The sequence below is a fragment of the Streptococcus pyogenes genome (assembly GCF_002055535.1).
GTDB classification, from domain to species: Bacteria; Bacillota; Bacilli; order Lactobacillales; family Streptococcaceae; genus Streptococcus; species Streptococcus pyogenes.
The window spans coordinates 226664-247682 of the sequence record NZ_LN831034.1 but is presented as its reverse complement, the minus strand read 5'-3'; the positions used below and the strand labels follow the sequence as shown (position 1 = coordinate 247682).

At 39.9% G+C, this 21019-nt stretch carries 18 protein-coding genes; 3 read left to right on the top strand and 15 right to left on the bottom strand.

Annotated features, from left to right (window positions below; genetic code table 11):
* Positions 1 to 2: 2 nt before the first annotated feature.
* The 3 genes from mecA to B6D67_RS01370 all read right to left on the bottom strand — a co-directional run bounded on the left by mecA (position 3) and on the right by B6D67_RS01370 (position 3713).
* Positions 3 to 764, bottom strand: coding sequence for an adaptor protein MecA (gene mecA, locus B6D67_RS01380; protein WP_002986029.1), 762 nt, complete (start codon positions 762 to 764; stop codon positions 3 to 5).
* A gap of 145 nt (positions 765 to 909) precedes the next feature.
* A complete protein-coding gene (locus tag B6D67_RS01375) occupies positions 910 to 1749 on the bottom strand; it encodes an undecaprenyl-diphosphate phosphatase (RefSeq protein WP_002986031.1) in 840 nt (279 codons plus the stop codon).
* A 65-nt stretch (positions 1750 to 1814) separates the two neighbouring features.
* Positions 1815 to 3713 (bottom strand): DUF2207 domain-containing protein, encoded by a 1899-nt coding sequence (locus B6D67_RS01370; RefSeq protein WP_010921886.1) that lies wholly within the window; start codon positions 3711 to 3713, stop codon positions 1815 to 1817.
* A gap of 197 nt (positions 3714 to 3910) precedes the next feature.
* Here B6D67_RS01370 and B6D67_RS01365 point away from each other — a divergent pair, with 197 nt between their 5' ends.
* The 3 genes from B6D67_RS01365 to B6D67_RS10070 all read left to right on the top strand — a co-directional run bounded on the left by B6D67_RS01365 (position 3911) and on the right by B6D67_RS10070 (position 6470).
* Positions 3911 to 5479: an ABC transporter substrate-binding protein/permease gene (locus B6D67_RS01365; protein ID WP_011285384.1), complete on the top strand. Its 1569-nt coding sequence runs from the start codon at positions 3911 to 3913 to the stop codon at positions 5477 to 5479.
* Positions 5472 to 6212 (top strand): amino acid ABC transporter ATP-binding protein, encoded by a 741-nt coding sequence (locus tag B6D67_RS01360; RefSeq protein ID WP_002986037.1) that lies wholly within the window; start codon positions 5472 to 5474, stop codon positions 6210 to 6212. Before B6D67_RS01365 ends, B6D67_RS01360 begins: the two co-directional genes overlap by 8 nt.
* A 141-nt stretch (positions 6213 to 6353) precedes the next feature.
* Positions 6354 to 6470, top strand: coding sequence for a putative metal homeostasis protein (locus tag B6D67_RS10070; protein WP_000818733.1), 117 nt, complete (start codon positions 6354 to 6356; stop codon positions 6468 to 6470).
* 225 nt (positions 6471 to 6695) lie between these two features.
* Here the strand turns inward: B6D67_RS10070 and gap are convergent, their stop codons facing one another.
* From gap to rsmA, 12 genes are all read right to left on the bottom strand, one after another.
* Positions 6696 to 7706 carry a type I glyceraldehyde-3-phosphate dehydrogenase gene (gene gap, locus B6D67_RS01355; protein WP_002986042.1) on the bottom strand — a complete coding sequence of 337 codons (1011 nt, stop codon included), beginning with the start codon at positions 7704 to 7706 and terminating at the stop codon, positions 6696 to 6698.
* Positions 7707 to 8053: 347 nt separating this feature from the next.
* Positions 8054 to 10132, bottom strand: coding sequence for an elongation factor G (gene fusA / locus B6D67_RS01350; protein WP_002986045.1), 2079 nt, complete (start codon positions 10130 to 10132; stop codon positions 8054 to 8056).
* A 366-nt stretch (positions 10133 to 10498) separates the two neighbouring features.
* Entirely contained in the window at positions 10499 to 10969 is a 471-nt protein-coding gene (rpsG, locus tag B6D67_RS01345) for a 30S ribosomal protein S7 (RefSeq protein WP_002992078.1), read from the bottom strand.
* Between the two features lie 20 nt (positions 10970 to 10989).
* Positions 10990 to 11403, bottom strand: a complete 414-nt coding sequence (gene rpsL, locus B6D67_RS01340; RefSeq protein ID WP_002986049.1) for a 30S ribosomal protein S12 — start codon at positions 11401 to 11403, stop codon at positions 10990 to 10992.
* Between the two features lie 207 nt (positions 11404 to 11610).
* Entirely contained in the window at positions 11611 to 14232 is a 2622-nt protein-coding gene (locus B6D67_RS01330) for an SEC10/PgrA surface exclusion domain-containing protein (RefSeq protein WP_010921884.1), read from the bottom strand.
* Complete coding sequence (purR, locus tag B6D67_RS01325) at positions 14223 to 15062, bottom strand: pur operon repressor (protein WP_002992072.1); 840 nt, start codon at positions 15060 to 15062, stop codon at positions 14223 to 14225. The genes B6D67_RS01330 and purR overlap by 10 nt, the downstream gene beginning before the upstream one ends.
* Positions 15063 to 15328: 266 nt before the next feature.
* The gene (locus tag B6D67_RS01320) at positions 15329 to 16267 is read right to left on the bottom strand and encodes a 3'-5' exoribonuclease YhaM family protein (RefSeq protein ID WP_002986055.1); all 939 of its coding nucleotides are present in this window, start codon (positions 16265 to 16267) and stop codon (positions 15329 to 15331) included.
* Complete coding sequence (locus B6D67_RS01315; protein WP_010921883.1) at positions 16257 to 17528, bottom strand: DNA recombination protein RmuC; 1272 nt, start codon at positions 17526 to 17528, stop codon at positions 16257 to 16259. The genes B6D67_RS01320 and B6D67_RS01315 overlap by 11 nt, the downstream gene beginning before the upstream one ends.
* Before the next feature lies 1 nt (position 17529).
* On the bottom strand, positions 17530 to 18162 hold the full coding sequence (locus tag B6D67_RS01310) for a thiamine diphosphokinase (RefSeq protein WP_010921882.1): 633 nt from the start codon (positions 18160 to 18162) through the stop codon (positions 17530 to 17532).
* Positions 18155 to 18817 (bottom strand): ribulose-phosphate 3-epimerase, encoded by a 663-nt coding sequence (gene rpe / locus B6D67_RS01305; RefSeq protein WP_002992061.1) that lies wholly within the window; start codon positions 18815 to 18817, stop codon positions 18155 to 18157. The genes B6D67_RS01310 and rpe overlap by 8 nt, the downstream gene beginning before the upstream one ends.
* A gap of 9 nt (positions 18818 to 18826) precedes the next feature.
* Positions 18827 to 19699 carry a ribosome small subunit-dependent GTPase A gene (gene rsgA, locus B6D67_RS01300; RefSeq protein ID WP_010921881.1) on the bottom strand — a complete coding sequence of 291 codons (873 nt, stop codon included), beginning with the start codon at positions 19697 to 19699 and terminating at the stop codon, positions 18827 to 18829.
* A gap of 423 nt (positions 19700 to 20122) precedes the next feature.
* Entirely contained in the window at positions 20123 to 20995 is an 873-nt protein-coding gene (rsmA, locus tag B6D67_RS01295; protein WP_002991156.1) for a 16S rRNA (adenine(1518)-N(6)/adenine(1519)-N(6))-dimethyltransferase RsmA, read from the bottom strand.
* Positions 20996 to 21019 lie beyond the last annotated feature (24 nt).

The window sequence follows — 21019 nt, the reverse complement described above, 5'->3', positions numbered from 1 at the left end:
TTTTATCCCAACTCAATCTTTTGTAATTGCTCAACAGCACCATCAAGCATCAATTGTAAGCCATGCTCTTGTAAATAAGCTCTTGTTTTTGATCCAGGGTTTGCATGCTCAATCAATCTCGCATACATGACGTTCGCAAAATAAGATGGTTGTTGCTGAACATCTAATAAAATAGTCATATGGTAGCAGTTGCTCCCCTTATATAACTCTGAAGCTTCTATCGAAAAATCAATCGTTTTAGCAAAAGCCACTGCCTCTGTAATCGTTGAAAAATCCAATACATAATGGACATAGTCTAAAGGTTCTGACTCATGATTAGTTGATGGATCAGCCGCCTCAGACTGATTAGCTAGAGTGGCTTCAACAACATCTTCCATTATCTCTTCAATTTTTTCCAATTTTTCATGAGCTTTGACATCTCCCTTTTCACGCATGGATTGCTCCAAGCTCTTGAAAAAATCTTCCGGAGTCATTTGGGACATATCACCAAACTCTGCTAAATCTTCAAGATTAATATCTTTATTTATCTCAGATTTGGTAACAAAAACATCTAGACGGTCCTTGCGTGGAGTCACTCGAAAACTAAGCATACCACTATCTTTAAAATTATCTGGAAGATCGAGTTCGTCCATCACAGAATAGAAAAACTCTTCTGTTTTTTCTTGAGGAATCAAGAAATCTTTCAACTCCATTCCTCTTTCTTCTAAATCGTCCATACTAATTGTTATTTTTAGCGTTGTCTCGCTAATTTGTTTCATTTCCATTCTCAATACCTCGCACGCGTAGTCATTTTATTATACTAGAAATGCTGTAATTTCGCAATTTATGACTAACTCCTCGTCTACAAAAGGAAATTTAAAAAGCGACAGTCCCCAAGGTCTGTCGCAACATCCTAAACGATATGTAAGTTTAAAAAACAAATTTAAAGAAGCTATAAATAAGTAAAAGGCTTCCTAACACAATACGGTATTTCCCAAAAATGGTGAAATCGTGTTTCTTAACATAATCTGTCAAGAACCTAATCGCCAATAAACTAACCACAAAAGCGGTCAAGCTAGCCACTAAAAGAATAAGGACTTGTGCAAAATCAAGGTGATGGCCATCAAGGAAAAATTTTACAGCCTTTAATCCACTATATCCAAACATGGTAGGAATGGCCAAAAAGAAGGTGAAATCAGCGGCCACTGTTCGACTAGTTCCTAAAATAATAGCTCCTAAGATGGTAGCCCCTGATCGACTAGTACCAGGCACAATACTTAAGACTTGAAAACAACCAATGAAGAAAGCTGTTTTGTAAGACATTCTAGCTAATTCAGTGACAGCAGGTTCTTGTTGAGCATTTCGTTTTTCAATCCAGATAAAGGCAATCCCGTAGACGATTAAAGCGATGGCAATCGGAACCATAAAATAAAAATGTGCTTCAAACCAATTATCAAGAGGAACCGCTATTAAAATAGAAGGAATACACGCAATCACCACTTTTAGCCATAATTGCCAGGTAAGCTGTACTTCTCTTGCTGTTTTCCCAGGTTGAAAGGGATTGAGACGTTCAAAATAAATCAACATAACAGCGATAATCGCCCCTAATTGAATAACGATATTAAACATTTCTATAAAAGCCTTATCCTGATTTAGTCGGATAAATTCCTGCACCAAAATGAGGTGACCAGTGCTTGAAACTGGTAACCATTCTGTGATTCCCTCAATGATGCCAAAGAAAATGGCTTTTAGCAATTCGATAATTAACATGTTTTCTCCTTATTAACCACTCTTATTGTGATTTTCTAAACTGTGATTAATGCCAAGCAGCTTTTTTAAAAGGCACCGCCGCCGCCACCACCACTAATCCCGCCTCCGGAAGAGACTGAGAAATTTGAGGAAGTTGTAGCTGAAGACAAGCTAGACACAAAGGTTGGTGTCGTAGCATACATTACCATTGATAATTCACCTGGTCGAACAGCTTGGTAAACCTCAGGTAAGGCAATACGATGGACTTTCAAATAGCGTTCCACTTTCTTAGCGTAACCAAATAAGGTGGCATAAACCAAAACACGGTTCCAAACAACCAAACCTTCAATAGCAACATCCTCAAATTTGTCAATGTCTCGTATCATGTTTTTAAAGCTCTGCCATTGATGTAACCGAACACCCCCCTCAGGTGTTTCAATACCCAATTTCTTGTATTGATCTAACTTCAGGCTAATGTAAAAGCCAAGGCACATCGTTAGCACCATTAAAGCAAGGTAAATGAGGGCTAACCCACTTTCTTTAATAGCCAAGTAAATCAATAAACCACTATTTAGAATAAGCAACAAACAACCTAATCCCTGGACACTATTGCTTTTTCGTTTCTCTGCCGGGGTCATTTGACGATAAGTATCTGGTAAGTTTAACTTTTTGATAGTTTCTAGGACATTGTTTGTAATAGCTGCCGACGCTTTTTTCATCGCCTTAATCACCTGCTCAGACGATTGACGGACTTCTTGCTCGAGCTTTTTACCTTTGTACGTTTTCTTTAATTGTTTAATGGTATCAGCATCATAATGGTATTGACTAAACAATTGATCCACCGGCAATGTCACCTTGTTTCCAAAAGCCATATCTAAGAAGGCAGCTTCCTCATCTGTCACACGATCTAACTGACTGATTTCAAGATAAGCTTTCCCTTCTTCTTTCGTTAATAAAAGCACCTTTTGGTCGATCAGATCCAACAAGGTAGCTTGAACAAGGGCCTCAAAGGTCACTCCTTTAGGGATCAATAATTTCTGGCTTTCTGATGCTGTAGGGGATAAATAGGCAAAACTCTGTCCATAAATCGCTTGTGTCAACACAAGAGGCGAAAGATCTTCAGGGACTTCGTAACTGTGATCTGTATGGTTAGCCAAATGATAACGATTGAATTGTTTCTTTAATCTTGTAAACTGTATTAACTGCCAAAGAAGAAAACCTACCTCTACCAGAGGAATGACTTTGCCAAATAGCAGCTGTAACAAGGTCCTTCGTCTGGAAATCTTAGTTTCTAACGCTACAATTTTATTCTTTTTACTCGTTGAAACATCAACTGGCTCTTTTCCCAATAATGCTTTTTTATCCCAATAAGCATGCAATTCCAGTTGCCCTGAGACATTCTTGGCATTAATCTGATAGCGACTGTTACCTTCTTTTAACACTTGAGGTTTCTTTTGGTAATATCCTCTGTGAGCCCATAGATTAGAATCCTGAATATCAGTTGGGGTAGTGACGGTCAAACTCACCTTTTCTAATGTTTTGTCCCAATCACTAATCGGTGTCCAATTCAGCTCTGCCACGTCTTGATAAGCTGTTAAAAGGTGGTGCAGTTGCCAGATAACCTTGACGTCAACCTTATCACCAGCTTGGCCAGCATTATAAAGTTTTAAACGATAGCCATCTCCAAGGTCACTAAACTCTTGACTAACAGGTACCTGTTGACCATTCTGATATACCTCAACTTTAGGCTTTTGGTCAATAGCAAAGCCCGCTGGCAAATGACCTGTCCGGCCCAGCGAAATATACTGGCCGTTATAAGAAGTGTCAAATTGATAGGTTACTTTTTGCTCAAACCGAGCAGTATTTTCTTTTGATAACAGTAACTGACCTTCATAGTTGGTGATGCTATAGTCTACATCAGCTGCTTTTATTCGTATCCCTAAAAGACTGAAGCAGAGCACAAGCGTCATCAAAATTTTTTTCATGGCAACATCCTCTTTCTGCCCTCATTTTACCATATTTTAAGGAGATGACAAAACCTAAACCAAGTCCTTCATCTTATTTTTAATCATTATTTTGAATATTTTTCCATATTTCAACCTATTCACTGATAATATATTGAAATAGGATGCAAATTGCTGTAAAATAGGTCTGAATACTATTTTTGAAACAGGAGACCTATATGAAAAAGCTAATCCTTAGCTGTTTGGTCGCCTTGGCCCTTCTGTTTGGAGGAATGAGCCGGGCTCAAGCAAACCAATATTTAAGAGTCGGAATGGAAGCAGCCTATGCTCCTTTTAACTGGACTCAAGATGACGCTTCAAACGGGGCTGTTCCAATTGAAGGAACTAGCCAATACGCCAACGGTTACGATGTCCAAGTCGCTAAAAAAGTCGCTAAAGCTATGAACAAAGAACTTTTAGTCGTTAAGACCTCTTGGACCGGTTTAATTCCAGCATTAACTTCTGGAAAAATCGATATGATCGCTGCTGGTATGAGTCCTACCAAAGAGCGTAGAAACGAAATTAGCTTCTCAAACAGCTACTACACTAGCCAACCTGTTCTAGTCGTAACTGCCAATGGCAAATATGCTGATGCAACAAGCCTCAAGGATTTTTCTGGAGCTAAAGTAACTGCCCAGCAAGGCGTTTGGCATGTCAATCTCTTAACTCAACTAAAAGGTGCTAAGTTACAAACACCAATGGGAGATTTCTCTCAAATGCGACAAGCCCTTACTTCGGGTGTTATCGATGCCTATATTTCTGAACGACCTGAAGCCATGACTGCTGAAGCTGCTGATAGCCGTTTGAAAATGATCACTCTTAAAAAAGGGTTTGCTGTTGCTGAATCAGATGCTGCTATCGCTGTCGGAATGAAAAAAAATGACGATCGTATGGCAACTGTCAACCAAGTGCTTGAAGGATTTTCTCAAACAGATCGTATGGCCCTGATGGATGATATGGTTACCAAACAACCCGTGGAAAAGAAAGCCGAAGATGCTAAAGCATCATTTCTAGGCCAAATGTGGGCTATTTTTAAAGGTAACTGGAAGCAATTCTTACGTGGAACTGGAATGACCCTTCTGATTTCCATGGTCGGAACCATTACAGGTCTCTTTATTGGATTATTAATCGGTATTTTCCGTACAGCTCCTAAAGCTAAGCATAAAGTAGCTGCCTTGGGACAAAAACTCTTTGGTTGGTTACTCACTATTTATATCGAAATCTTCCGTGGGACACCTATGATTGTTCAATCTATGGTTATCTACTACGGAACAGCGCAAGCCTTTGGTATTTCGATCGACCGTACCCTAGCGGCTATTTTTATCGTATCTATCAATACGGGTGCCTATATGAGTGAAATTGTTCGCGGTGGTATTTTCGCTGTCGACAAAGGTCAATTCGAAGCAGCAACTGCTCTTGGCTTTACTCACGGACAAACCATGCGTAAAATCGTGCTACCACAAGTTGTTCGCAACATTTTACCAGCAACAGGTAATGAGTTTGTCATCAATATCAAAGATACTTCTGTCTTGAATGTTATCTCTGTTGTGGAACTTTACTTCTCAGGTAATACCGTAGCCACACAAACCTACCAATATTTCCAAACCTTTACGATTATCGCCATTATCTACTTTGTTCTTACCTTCACGGTGACACGTATCCTTCGTTATATTGAACGCCGTTTCGATGCCGATACTTACACCACTGGAGCAAACCAAATGCAGATTGCGGAGGTCTCAAATGTCTAACTCAATTATTGAAATCAAAAATCTCAAAAAATCTTACGGCAGCAATGAAGTACTCAAAGATATCTCCCTTTCTGTTAACAAGGGAGAAGTGATTTCCATTATCGGTTCTTCTGGTTCTGGAAAATCAACCCTCCTGCGCTCGATCAATCTTTTGGAAGAGCCAAGTGCCGGTCAAATCCTCTTTCATGGTGAAGATGTCCTTGCTGAACACTACAACTTGACTCACTACCGTGAAAAACTAGGCATGGTTTTCCAATCCTTTAACTTGTTTGAAAACCTAAATGTATTGGAAAATGCTATCGTCGCTCAAACCACCGTCCTCAAAAGAGACCGTGCACAAGCCGAACAAATCGCTAAAGAAAACCTCAATGCGGTTGGTATGACAGAACAATACTGGCAAGCCAAACCAAAACAATTATCAGGGGGGCAAAAACAACGGGTTGCCATTGCCAGAGCCTTATCTGTCAATCCAGAAGCCATGCTCTTTGATGAACCAACATCAGCTCTTGATCCTGAAATGGTTGGTGAGGTCCTTAAAACCATGCAAGACTTGGCAAAATCAGGGTTGACCATGATTATTGTTACCCATGAAATGGAATTTGCTCGTGATGTTTCTGACCGTATCATCTTCATGGATAAGGGATTGATTACTGAAGAAGGAAGTCCTCAACAAATTTTCGAGAATCCTACACAAGATCGTACCAAAGAATTTTTACAACGCTTCTTAAAATAAGATAAAGGATCCAACTATTTCTATGCCAGTTGGGTCTTTTTTCAATTCAAAAAGAATTTGTCATAAAATACTTTACCAGTTAACTATTTTATGCTATACTTATTTTTGTTAACGTTAATAATTTATATTTAGGAGGATAATATGGCAGAAAAAACTGACTTATCGTCAGCTTACAGAAGACTGAAAAGTCCCAATATTAAAACCAGAAAACGTGCTCTGAAGATTATTCACGAGTACAAACGTTACGGTAAAAAATAAGATTTTACTTTTTATCTCTCCAAATTTAAGTCAGACAAAAAAAGGCTAAGACACCCCTTCCATCTTAGCCTTTTTGTATACAGTTTATTAAGGGAACTATTTTAAAATATCTTTTATGCTAGAGTCTAGAATAGTTCAAAACGTTAAAATCATACATTTAAGGTAGTGTTTAAAGTATACGAAAAAGAACTCAGCATAAACCAAGCTCTCTTTCGTTATAACTAATTATTTAGCAATTTTTGCGAAGTACTCAAGAGTACGTACAAGTTGAGCAGTGTAAGACATTTCGTTGTCATACCATGATACAACTTTAACCAATTGTGATCCGTCAACTTCCATTACTTTAGTTTGAGTTGCGTCAAACAATGAACCGTATGATACGCCTACGATATCTGAAGAAACGATTGGATCTTCAGTGTAACCGAAGCTATCGTTTGAAGCAGCTTTCATAGCAGCGTTGATTTCGTCAACAGAAACGTTTTTGTCAAGAGTTACAACCAACTCAGTTACTGATCCAGTTGGAACAGGAACACGTTGTGCAGCACCGTCAAGTTTACCGTTAAGTTCTGGGATAACAAGACCGATAGCTTTAGCAGCACCAGTTGAGTTAGGAACGATATTTGCAGCACCAGCGCGTGCACGACGAAGGTCACCACCACGGTGTGGTCCGTCAAGGATCATTTGGTCACCAGTGTAAGCGTGGATTGTAGTCATAAGACCTTTTTGAATACCGAATGCATCGTGAAGAGCTTTAGCCATAGGAGCTAAACAGTTTGTAGTACATGAAGCACCTGAGATAACTGTTTCAGTACCGTCAAGAATGTCGTGGTTAGTGTTGAAAACAACTGTTTTAACATCGTTTCCACCAGGAGCTGTGATAACAACTTTTTTAGCACCGTTAGCATGTAAGTGTTTTTCAGCTGCTTCTTTTTTAGCAAAGAAACCAGTTGCTTCAAGAACGATTTCAACCCCATCAGTTGCCCAGTCGATGTTTTCTGGATCACGTTCAGCAGAAACTTTGATGAAGTTTCCGTTTACTTCAAATCCACCTTCTTTAACTTCAACTGTTCCATCAAAACGACCTTGAGTTGTATCGTATTTCAACAAGTGTGCAAGCATATTTGGATCTGTAAGGTCATTGATACGAGTTACTTCAACACCTTCGATGTTTTGAATACGGCGGAATGCAAGACGTCCGATACGACCGAAACCGTTAATACCAACTTTAACTACCATTAGTGATTTCCTCCTTATGAAAATCAAAAGAATATTATTTAGAGGGAATGCTCCCTACCTATTGTGAAAAGATTAACTTACAGTCATCTGTAACAACCTTTCAACAGAACTATTATATAACTATTTCAGAAAAAATGCAAATAAATTAGCCATTTTCATAAAGGGCAGCTTCTTTCTTCTAGCCTTCAAAACCCACCAAATATAGGAAAGGGCTTTCTTTTTTCTATGTTCTATTCTGTAATTTATCTTTTTATTGGGAAAGATTTCCAAAACTTCAAACTGTACTATAACGTTCTGTTACACTAAAAAAGAGGTTAGGATAGTTATCCTCAACCTCTTAGTGGTGGTTATTCACCTTTGTTTTTCTTAATGATTTCTTCTTGAACTGACTTAGGAACATCTTCATAGTGGTCAAATACCATCATGAATGTACCACGTCCTTGAGTAGCAGAACGAAGAACTGTTGCATAACCGAACATTTCAGCAAGTGGAACATAAGCACGAACGATTTGGCTGTTACCATGTGCTTCCATACCATCAACGCGTCCACGACGAGCTGTCACGTGTCCCATAACGTCTCCAAGATTGTCTTCTGGAGCTGTAATCGTTACAAGCATCATCGGCTCAAGGATAGCTGGTTGTGCTGATTTAGCTGCTTCTTTAAGAGCAAGAGATGCTGCGATCTTGAAGGCAGTTTCAGATGAGTCGACATCGTGGTATGAACCATCGTAAAGTTTAGCTTTAACGTCAACCATTGGGTAACCAGCAAGAACACCGTTTGCCATAGATTCGATCAACCCTTTTTCAACAGCTGGGATAAATTCACGAGGAACCACACCACCAACGATAGCATTTTCGAATTCGAAACCTTTACCTTCTTCATTTGGTGTAAATTCAATCCAAACATCACCGAATTGACCTTTACCACCAGATTGGCGTTTGAAGAATCCACGAGCTTGTGTAGAAGCACGGAATGTTTCACGGTAAGATACTTGAGGAGCACCAACGTTAGCTTCAACTTTGAACTCACGTTTCATACGGTCAACAAGGACATCAAGGTGAAGTTCACCCATACCAGCGATAACTGTTTCACCAGTTTCAACGTTTGTTTCAACACGGAATGTTGGATCTTCTTCAGCAAGTTTTTGAAGGGCAACACCCATCTTGTCTTGGTCTGCTTTAGATTTTGGCTCAACCATCAACTGGATAACTGGTTCTGGAACTTCGATTGACTCAAGAATAACTTTTGCTTTTTCATCAGTCAATGAGTCACCAGTTGTTGTGTCTTTCAAACCAACAGCGGCAGCGATGTCACCAGCGTAAACTGTTTCAATTTCTTGACGGCTGTTTGCGTGCATTTGAAGGATACGTCCGATACGCTCACGTTTACCTTTTGATGTGTTCATAACGTAAGAACCGCTATTAAGAACACCTGAGTAAACACGGAAGAATGTCAAACGACCTACGAATGGGTCAGTCATGATCTTGAAGGCAAGAGCTGCAAATGGCTCTTCATCAGATGCTGGACGTTCTTCTTCAGCATCTGTATCCGGGTTAACACCTTTGATTGCAGGGATGTCAAGTGGGCTTGGAAGGTATGCGATAACCGCATCAAGCATCAATTGAACACCTTTGTTTTTGAAGGCAGAACCACAAAGTACTGGGAAGAATTCAACGTTGATTGTTGCTTTACGGATACCAGCAATCAATTCGTCGTTAGTGATTTCTTCACCTTCAAGGTATTTCATCATCAAGTCTTCATCAGTTTCAGCAACTGCTTCGATTAATTTTTCACGGTATTCTTGAGCTTGTTCTAAGTATTCTTCTGGAATATCTTCTTCAAGAATATCTGTACCAAGGTCGTTGGTATAGATTTCTGCTTTCATCTTGATCAAGTCAATGATACCACGGAAATCATCTTCTGCACCGATTGGCAATTGGATTGGGTGTGCATTTGCTTGAAGACGGTCATGAAGGGTTTGTACTGAGTAAAGGAAGTCAGCACCGATTTTATCCATTTTGTTGGCGAAAACGATACGTGGAACACCGTATTCAGTTGCTTGACGCCAAACTGTTTCAGTTTGAGGCTCAACACCCGATTGTGAGTCAAGAACGGTTACAGCACCATCAAGAACACGGAGAGAACGTTGTACTTCGATGGTGAAGTCCACGTGTCCTGGTGTGTCGATGATGTTAACGCGGTGACCATCCCATTGAGCTGTTGTAGCGGCAGAAGTAATAGTGATACCACGTTCTTGCTCTTGCTCCATCCAGTCCATTTGTGATGCGCCTTCGTGCGTTTCACCGATTTTATGAATTTTACCAGTGTAGTAAAGGATACGCTCTGTTGTAGTTGTTTTACCAGCATCGACGTGAGCCATGATACCGATATTACGAGTTTTTGCAAGTGAAAATTCGCGAGCCATGTGTTTCTCCTATTTTTTTAGTTTACTCTTTCATTATAGCACTATTTAGCAAAAACGGATAGGCAGGACCTACCCGTTATCTAAATATTTGTTGGTAAAGATAATACCTATTGCCTTTATAAGGCTTGGTATCTTATTCATTGAACTCAGGCTAAACGCTGTGTGAAAAAGATAAACTTTCCTAGAGACAAAGGTTTCTTCGTCAAATTTCCTATTTTCACTTTGCGTTCTATACGCCTTCGTATCTTATTAATTGAGTTCGAGCTACAAGCCACTGACAAAAAGATAATAGTTCCTAGAAACTGAAGTTTCTGCGTCAATTTCCCTATTTTGTCTAGCATTTGTTTGACGCTAAAATATCTTATATTACCAACGGAAGTGAGCAAAGGCACGGTTAGCTTCAGCCATTTTGTGAGTGTCTTCACGTTTCTTAACTGATGCACCTGTGTTGTTTGCAGCATCCATGATTTCTTTAGCAAGACGATCTTTCATAGTGTGTTCACCACGAGCACGTGATGCGTTTACCAACCAACGAAGTCCAAGTGTTGTACGACGTTCTGGACGAACTTCAACTGGGACTTGGTAGTTAGAACCACCGACACGGCGTGCGCGTACTTCAAGTACAGGCATGATGTTGTCCATAGCTGTTTCAAATACTTCAAGAGCGTCATTTCCTGTTGCTTCTTTGATAGCGTTGAAAGCATCGTAAACGATAGTAGCAGCTGTACCACGTTTACCGTCAAGCATAACACGGTTGATAAGACGTGTTACGATTTTTGAGTTATATAATGGATCTGGTAATACTTCGCGTTTAGGCGCTTGATTTTTACGACTCATTTTCTCTTATCCCCCTTCTATTATCCTTTTGGACGTTTCGCACCGTATTTAGAACGGCCTTGTTTACGGTCAGCAACACCTGCAGTATCAAGTGCGCCACGAACGATATGGTAACGTACCCCTGGAAGGTCTTTTACACGTCCGCCACGGATAAGAACAACGCTGTGCTCTTGCAAGTTGTGTCCGATACCTGGGATGTAGGCAGTTACTTCGATAAGGTTGCTCAAACGTACACGAGCGAATTTACGAAGGGCTGAGTTAGGTTTTTTAGGTGTCATTGTTCCAACACGAGTAGCAACGCCACGTTTTTGTGGGGCAGCCATTTTAGTTTGAACTTTTTTGTGACTGTTGTAACCAATGTTCAAAGCTGGTGAATCTGATTTTTCAATTTTAGATTTACGTGGTTTACGTACCAACTGGTTAATTGTAGGCATCTACATTCTCCTGTGTTTTTTTATTTTTGGTTGATATAGCACTTGGTGACAGCCCATATCCGGTGCACTTTTTGCAACAATTGTCAGCACGTCTCTGTACACTTTTGAGAGACCAAAAGTAAAAAGTACCGTCTAATATAATAACACAGACGGCACTTCATGTCAAATAGAATTTTTCCTTTGATGCAATTGCTTATGACGAATGCATCACTTAGATTCCTTACGGAACCTAAATCCTGTGAGGCCGACAGCTGCCAACATGACGACTCCTGCTTTAAGAGCTCTTTGAGTACTTTCATCAACATCAGAAATGAGATTGCTCGTTGTAGAAGATCCTGAGCCATAAGATGTCTTAGATGAGGGCTGAGTAATCGAAGATGTGATTTTAGACACAATGGCATTACTTGCTACCATTTCAGAGGTTTGGCCAACAAGCGCTTCTGCTACAAGACTTGTATTTTCAGCAGCTAATCTTGCTGAAGCTTCTAATAGTTGTTTCGTTTCTTTAACCATTTCTTGAACAAGCGGAGTAGTATCTATCTTACTATATGATAGCGGTTTTACGCCCGTAAGAGGTGGAGCTACTTGCAAATCAGGCACAGTAGCTATATCTTCGTCTAAGTGGCGATATTCCTTTTCGTTAGCTAAGGTTTTAAGCAAAGTCAACTGGTGTTCTGTGGTAGCAATAGTAGCTTCTAGACTGCTTTGTTTAGCTTGTAAGGCTGCTAAAGCTTCTTGTGCATTTAACAAAGATGAGGTAGTTTTAGCCAAATCTTGCTTAGTATTATCAATGCGCTCACGTATCACTTGAAGGCGGTTAGGATTCAATTTAAAGTCCCTTAGATATTGCAAATGAGCTTTTTTAGCCACCAGTGCTGTCACTCTGGCTGCGGCTTGCTCTGCTAAGGCTTCTGTCTGGTGCAGTGCGGCTTTCAACGATGCTAGCTTAGCTAATGATTGATCACGAGTAGCTTCGAGTTGTGCTTGTTTTGCTTTAGCTGCTAGTAATTCTGTTCTCAAAGAACCTTTAGTATCATTTAATTGTCTCACTTGGAGATTTAAGCTGTCTGACTGCTTAAGTGTGCTTGCTAATTTACCTTGAAGTTGACTTACTTTAGCTTGGGCTGCCATAATATCAGCTTCTTGATGAATAGCCGACAAACGATTTTCTAATGAGCTTACTTTTCCTTTGATCGCTGCAATAGTATCAGATACAGTGCCTACTCTTTGGGCATAATCTTTTGTACTTCCAACGGCTTTTATAGGGGTCTTATTAAAGCGTTGATGGTTAGCAATGTTAGACTCTGGAAACATTACAAAGTGTTCATTCAAAGATCCTACATTGCTGGTTGAAAATCCAAGGTAAACAGGCGCATTAGGGTTATGTTTATCTACACGTAAAAAGTTAATAGCATGGCCGTATGTATTTCCGTGTAAATGATCTGTAAAGAGCATATACTTGATACTGTCATAAATACCACGTTTAATACCATTCACAGTATGCACATCGTTAAAAGCACCGATATTCTCGTACATGTTATCATCATTTCGAATGAGCCCTGACGCTCCGGCAGAGTCTTCAATAATAGTTTTATCATGAGGCCCAACACCATAATGCCCTGATACCCCTGGCTGTCCGTAGACAAATGATGGTCTTGTATTACCATGAGTTTTCTTATAGCTGGTACTAAGTAATCTTGCAAATTCTTGTGATCCTGCTGTAACAGTAACTGGTGGTAGACCTAATTGTCTTCTTACACTATTAATCATGTGAGCTGCAAACTGCGCTAGCTCATTTTGCACTTCTGGTGTCAAATTATCGGGATCAACAAAGCGATTACGATCTGCTGGAATATCTTGGTATTGATTTAATTGATTACCTGGACTAGCTTTGGCAATAATTTGATCTGCATGCTCTTTGTAATAATTATTGTAACTAGCTGATCCAATATAACCACTAGCTTCTAATTTTTTAAGTTCTTCAAGAGGATAGCCTTGCGGTGCTTTCATGGTATTATTACCCACAATGCTATCTTGAGTAGACGGAGCTGAGGATTTAAGACGACTAAGTTCTGCCTCTTTTTCTGCTAGAGCAGCTTTCTGAGCTGCCAACTCTTCAGTCAATTGCTTTTTAACTTTAGCTTTTTGATTTTCTAAGTCAGCTTTAGCCTTCTCCAATTCTGAGCTTAATGCTTTTGTATTATCATTAGCCGTTTGAGCTGCTTTAGTGATAGCATCAGGATTGCTAATCATAGCATTGAGCTTAGCAATATTTTGTTCAGACGTTTTGACTTGTTCCACTAAATCTTGAGCTCGAGTAGTTTCTGCTGAAATGCTAGCTTTTTGTTCTGACAATGCAGTCTCTTTTGAATGTTGATCTGCTTGAGCATTATGAAGCTCTGTTTCAGTAGCTGTTAACTCTCTTTGATGTTCGGCTCCTTGGGCTAATAGCGTCTCCTCACTACTTGCAAGAGTATTAGTGTAAATTTCTTGTGCAGAGGTTAAAGCTTTTTGTTCATTATCTTGCTGCTCTTTTAAGTGGTTGATTTCAGCAGTAGTTTTTGTCAGAGCGGTAGCAAGCTCTGTCAGTTCTGCTTTTTGTTGACTGAGAGTTTTTTCAACTGCATCAATAGTTGCCTTTGCCTCTTGAATTGTTTCTGGTTTTGGTAAACTATCGTCGTGAGTATTACTCGCCTTCGTTTCTCCTGAGGCTCTATCATCTGCTTTGACTTGGTGAGATACGCCTACACTGGCACTCAATAAAGCAATTGTTGAGGTTAAAGCAATTTTCTGCTTAACTTGGTTTGGCTTCGTTTGTTCTAAGTCCATTCTCTCTCCTTTTTCCATTTATCGAAAATATTACCAACTTCTACAACAACATTGTTGTTTTTGACATCAATCTCTGAAACTTTCAGCAATGATTTGAAGGTCATTTGCTCACGCTCTGATTGAGCGTTTTCTGCAAACACAGCAACACCAACTAAAGTGCTGTCAAATTCTGTCAAGAGACTGATCATTCCTGTAATCGTCCCCCCGCCCTTCAAGAAATCATCTACAATCAATACACGACTATTGGGTTTCAAACTACGCTTTGACAGAAACATCTTTTCAATACGATCACTAGAAGCACTCGCATAATTGACAGACACTGTCGATCCTTCTGTTATTTTTAAATCACGTCTAACAATGACAAAAGGAACACTTAAAATATTAGCCACTGCATTTGCTAAAGGAACTCCTTTGGTTGCAACTGTCATCACAGCGTCAATCTTTTCTCCTTTAAAGGCATTGGCAATAATACGACCAATATTTTGTAAAATTTTAGGTGTACTCAGCAAGTCTGACAAATAGATATAGCCTCCAGGTAAGATGCGATCACTCTCTGATAACCTTTGACACAGGTCTTCAACAATGGTACGCGCTTCTGTTTCTGAAATACTGGGGGTAAAAATTACGCCTCCACTTGCTCCTGTAAGTGTATCGATATCACCAATGTTAGCTTCTTCAAAAGCTTTCTTGATAATAGCGATATCTTCTGAGATAGAAGATTTTGCGGCCTCATATTTAGTTGCAAAGGTGTTTAAACTAGTTAATTTATACGGATTGTTAATCAAATAATTTGAAATGACAACCATACGTTCACTTCGTCTTAATTTCATAGTTTCCCCATTTTTATGTACTTTTTGCTATTATACCATAAAGTTAATAAAAAACGAACATTCGATTAGGAAAATATTGGTTTTTTTGTTCTTATTAATATCATGCAAGAATTCAATCTAAGATAAACTAATCAACATTCCTACTGAAAGGACATTCTACTTAATAACCATAACAAGAGCCAAAAACACTTATGAAACCATCATAAGTGTTAAGCACATCAAAAATCATCACAAAAGCAAAGGAACTATTACTCGAGAAACACTGATCAATAGTTTGGCTTGTAAAAAGACCGATTATCCATGGCAAAAATCCGATTGGTCATCTCGCCCTCGCTAACACGGCTAAGAGCTGTTGTCATCATCATCATATTAGCATCAATATTGTCAATCATATGAATAATTTCAGCTTCCATGATGCGTGGACGTACCGGACTACCGTATTCTAATTGCCCGTGATGGCTTAAAATCACGTGCCTAAGGACAATGACTTCTTCTTTGGTATCATCGATTTGTAGTTCTGAAATTACTTTTGTAATTTCTTCGTTAATGAGAGAAATATGCCCAATCAAGTTACCACGAACGGTGTATTCTGTATTATCTGGTCCTGTTAATTCTATGACTTTAGCTAAGTCATGTAACATAATACCTGCAAACAGTAGACTCTTATTTAAGTCAGGGTAGATATCTCCAATGCTATCTGCTAGTCTGACCATCGTAGCAGTATGGTAGGCGAGGCCTGACTCAAAAGCATGGTGGTTTGTTTTAGCTGCAGGATAAGTATAAAATTCTTTATCATACTTACGATAAAGAGCCCTTACAATTCGTTGCCACGTTGCATTTTCAATTTTAAAGAGCATCTGTTCCAAATAGTCACGTACTTCTGTCACACTGACAGGTGCCTTTTCTTTGAAGTCCTTTGGATCATTGGGCTCACCTGGGCGAACATTTCGCAAGGTGATTTGATTAACCTGAGGGGTACCATTATACACCTCGCGTCGCCCTTTCATAAACACGACTTTACCAGCAGTAAATTCTTCAACGTTATAAGGTTGGGCATCCCACAGATTTCCTGAAATCTCGCCAGTGTCATCCTGAAAGGTAAGGCTAATAAAATCTTTACCAGCTCTTGTCTTACGAACCTCTGCCGACTTAATGAGGTAGAACCCTTCAAAAAGCTGGTCTTTTTTCATTTGATTAATTTTCATTATTTTCCTCTTCTAATAAGGGCATGTTCAAGAGAGATTTTGTTGCTTGGTCTTGATAAGTTTCAACGGTATTCAAGGCTCGAACAATGGCATTTGTCCTTGTTGAAATGAGCTGATCCAGCGTATTATTAGCTGTATTCATTTGTTTTTGAGCCTTGGCAAGCAGGCCGCCAAATTTATCGAATTCTAACTTGACATTGCCTAAAATTTTACTGATGTCATCAGCATTTTTTTGGATATTAAGGGTCTTGAAACCAACAGATAAGGAATTCAGCAAAGCAGACAGGGTCGAAGGGCCTGCAACCACAATATTTTCTTCCCGACGAAGGCTATCAAAGAAAGACGCATTTCTGACCACTTCTGAATAAAGACCTTCTGTTGGTAAGAACATAACTCCGAAATTGGTCGTCTCTGGGGGGTTCAAGTACTTTTTATGAATGTCTTTGGCAAAGCGTTTGATAGCTGCCAGAAGTGCTTTTCGGCTAGCCTCGATGGCCAGTTTATCACCAACTTCGTAAGCATCTTCTAATCGGTAATAATCTTCAAGAGGGAATTTTGAGTCAATCGGTAGGTAAATATAACCGCCTTGACCATTTCCTGGGAGCTTAATCGCATATTCTACGCGTTCACTAGAACCACTAACCGTTACAAATTCTCTTTCGTACTGGCTTGATGTCATGATATCCTCAATGATTTGGCCTAGTTGAAGTTCGCCTAAAATGCCTCGTGTTTTGGTATTGGACAAAACCTTATTTAAAGTACCCACATCTTGAGCCACGCTACGCATTTCTCCCAAGCCTTTATTGACACTTTCTAGTTGCTTGGATACAGAATCGAAAGAGGCGTGCAGACGATTTTTTAAGGTTTCTTCCAATTTTTCTTCAACGATCTGGCGCATTTTCTCCAAACGTTTTTCGTTAGATTCTTGCATATTTTTGAGCGATTGGTTGACCTGCTGGTTAATTTTTTCTAAGCGTTTGTCAGACCGGTCCCTACTATCAGACAAACTACGGTGCAAGACGTCACGAATATCTGTTAATTGTTGGTAAAGGCCTGCTTGTTGTCGGTTCATCAGCTGTGTTAGCTCTAACAATTGTTGCTTGTTAGCTGTATCCAACTGGTAGGTCATTTGGTCAGACAAATTATCCGCGTTGCCTTCTAGGGTTTGGGCAAGCTGATGTTGAAGGCCGTTGACTTTGAACAACAGATAAGCCCCTAAACCTAAGAGAACCAAGACCAAAAGGAACAAGATAAGGTCCATACTAACTCCAATCTTTACTTTGAATAATAATCAAGTAGCCACTTGGCAAACTAACTGTAATAGGTTGATGGATAAAGGCATTACTGGAATAGATTTTCTTTTTGAAAAAATTATCTTGCGTCAACTCAAATTTAGCACCAGTAATGGTCAAGTCAGCTTCTCCTTCTGCCATAAATGCCACATAGGTCATCCCTTCTTCTTGATGGATAAGGTGCTGACCTGCCGGGCGGTAGGTAATCATATTTTGTTGGTCACGCAAGGCGATTTGTGCCATAAAGGGAGCAATACCAGGGTCGCTAGGCAAGAAAATATTGGATAAGAGGTGGTCCATTCGACCCCCAAAAGCCCCAAAAATGGTCACTTCCGCCTCAGGAAAACGAGCAAAGACCTCTTTAAGGGCTAATTCCGTATCCGTATCATTTTTTTCTGGATGAGCAGTAATAAAAAGCTCTGCCTTCTCTTTTATATCCGTAAACGCTTTTTGGGAAACCGAATCAAAATCACCAACAGCCATATTCAAAGGAAGCCCATTTTCTAATAAAAATAGGCTCCCTCTATCAATACCGACAAAATAATCAAAATCACGGCTGATATAAGAGAGATCTCCTCCCGCAAAAAGAGCAACTTTAGACATTCAAGGCCGTCCTTAAGGTTTGGACTTGGCTCACTAGGTCACTGGCCTTGAAAAGGTAAGAACCTGCCACAAAGACATTGGCCCCTGCTTCATAACAAGCACGAATGGTCTTATTGTCTACTCCGCCATCAACCTCAATGTCAAAGGACAATCCTTTTTCATCTCGCCATTTGGCTACGGTAGCCACTTTTTCTAAACATTCTGGGATAAAGGCCTGACCCCCAAAACCTGGGTTGACTGTCATAATGAGGACTTGGTCAACTAAGTCTAGCAAAGGTTCTAGGGCTGTTGCAGGAGTTCCTGGATTAATCACTACCCCTGCTTTCATGCCAGCTGCCTTGATTTTTTGAAGGGCTCCATGAATATGACGAGTACTTTCTGTGTGAATGGTCATGATATCAGCACCAGCTTGTGCAAAAGCCTCAACATAGCGTTCAGGATCAACCACCATTAGATGGCAATCAAAGACCAATTTACTGTGCTTTCTCATACTTGCCACAACATCTGCACCAAAACTGATGTTAGGAACAAATTGACCATCCATAATATCAATGTGAACGTATTCGGCATCTGTTTCTTCAATACGAGCTAGCTCAGAAGCAAAATTAGCATAATCAGCTGCTAGAATAGATGGGGCAATTTTTAGAGTTGACATGGAGTAGACCTACTTTCTTTTGATAACTTTTTTATATGTTTCACGACGGTTTTCAATTTCACTGAGAAATTGCAGGTAATGCTCATAACGAACTGGCCACAACTCTCCCGTTTCAAGCGCTGCCTTGACAGCACACTTGGGTTCGTGGGTATGGGTACAGGATCTAAACTTACACTCATGGCTCAGCCGGCGCAGCTCTGGAAAAGCCTCGTTCAAATCTTCAGCATTAGCAATATCATAGTCTAATGATGAAAAACCTGGCGTATCCGCGATTTTTCCGCCATGGGTATTGTAAAAACTCACAGCTCGGGTGGTGTGACGACCACGCCCTAGACTATCTGAGATTTCTCCTATTTCAAGAGCCAATTCGGGGGCGATTCGGTTGAGAAGGGTTGATTTCCCAACACCTGTTTGTCCCATAAAGACGGTAATTTTATCAGCTAGCAAAGGCAGCAATTCCTCAAGACTGGTCACAAAATCGTAACCGATTGCCTGATACTGTCGACCAATAGCCTTAATCTCCTCGGGACTATCTAATAAGTCCATCTTAGAGATATAAACCACTGGATGAATGGCTTTGTGTTCAAGCAAGATGAGAAAGCGGTCTAGAAGATTGCTGTTAAATTCTGGTTCTTTAGCAGACATAATAACCACTGCTTGATCAATATTGACGATAGGAGGTCTTACCAAACTGTTTTTACGAGGATGAATCGCTAAAATATAACCTTCAGAGTTGTCCTCTGCTGAGAAATCCACGATATCTCCAACATAAGGTGTCTCACCGCGCTTCCTAAAATTACCACGCGCTCGCGTCTGATATACCTGTCCTTCTGACTCCACGTAATAAAAACCAGCCAGAGATTTAATGATTTTACCTTGCAACTGTGCTCCTTTGCCCTACTATAATAACTCTATTATATCAGAAAACCGCTCCCAAATCAGCATTTGAGTCTAAGTTTCACTCGCTTTAAAAACTGTCAAGATTCTCTAGACCACTGGCTATCATTTAGGTCACTGCTTTTTAAAAATAGAATATTTTATCAACTAAAAATCAGATCACTGATGATTTTTTGAGGTAGGAAACGATATGAATTTTAAGAAGACCTTTGCTATTTACGAAAAAGAGTCTAACCGTACCGCTATAGTCACGCTCTTGTTAATTGCCCTTTTTTTCCGGGGTATTAAAAAAACTAGCTCTGCACTGCGATGCCTTAACGGCCAGCTTCAATAAGAAAAATCCCCCTGAACTGAACATCTCTGTTTTGTCTACAAGGGAATTTTTTTATTGTCACCGGGGGAAAGCTTTTATAATCCAACTTCTTTTAAAGCATCAGCTAATTTGCCAAAATCTTGAATCGACAAGGCCTCACCACGAATAGAAGGCTTGATATCTGCTAGTGCCAGACCTTTTTCAAGTTTAGCCTTGATGTCTTCAGACTTCCCAAAATGGCTAGTCAAGTTATTCCACAGGGTCTTGCGACGATGGACAAAACTGAGACGAGACACTCTGAAAAAGAAATCTTCGTCCTTAACCTCAATCAAAGGCTGGTCGCGACGCACCATTTTGAGGATAGCACTATCGACATTTGGTGCAGGTACAAAGACGGTGCGCGGCACAATGAAGGCAACCTTGGCAGTCATGTAATACTGCACCGCAATGGACAAGGAACCATAAGCTTTAGTGTTTGGCTCCGCAGAAATACGATCTGCCACTTCACGCTGCATCATGACCACAAACTCTTGGAATGGAATTTTGCTCTCAATCAAGTGCATGAGAATAGGCGTTGTGATGTAGTAAGGTAGATTAGCCACCACCTTAATGGGCAAATCAGGATTTTTAAACTGCTTGATTTGGGTCTGCAAATCAGCTTTTAAAATATCTTGATTGACCACTTGCACATTATCAAAATCGCGCAAGGTATCTGCCAAAATCGGCACCAAGCGGTCATCAATCTCAAAAGCCATCACTTCAGCAGCATTTTCTGCCAAAAATTCCGTCAAAGCCCCAATTCCAGGACCAATCTCGATAACATTGACATTCTGATCAATCTCAGCCGTGTCAACGATTTTCTGTAAAATATTGGTATCGGTCAAAAAGTTCTGACCAAAAGATTTCTTAAAGGTAAATCCGTGACGATCAAGGACAGCCTTGGTCACGCTATAATCTGCAATTCTCATATATTCTCTTCTTTTTATGATCAC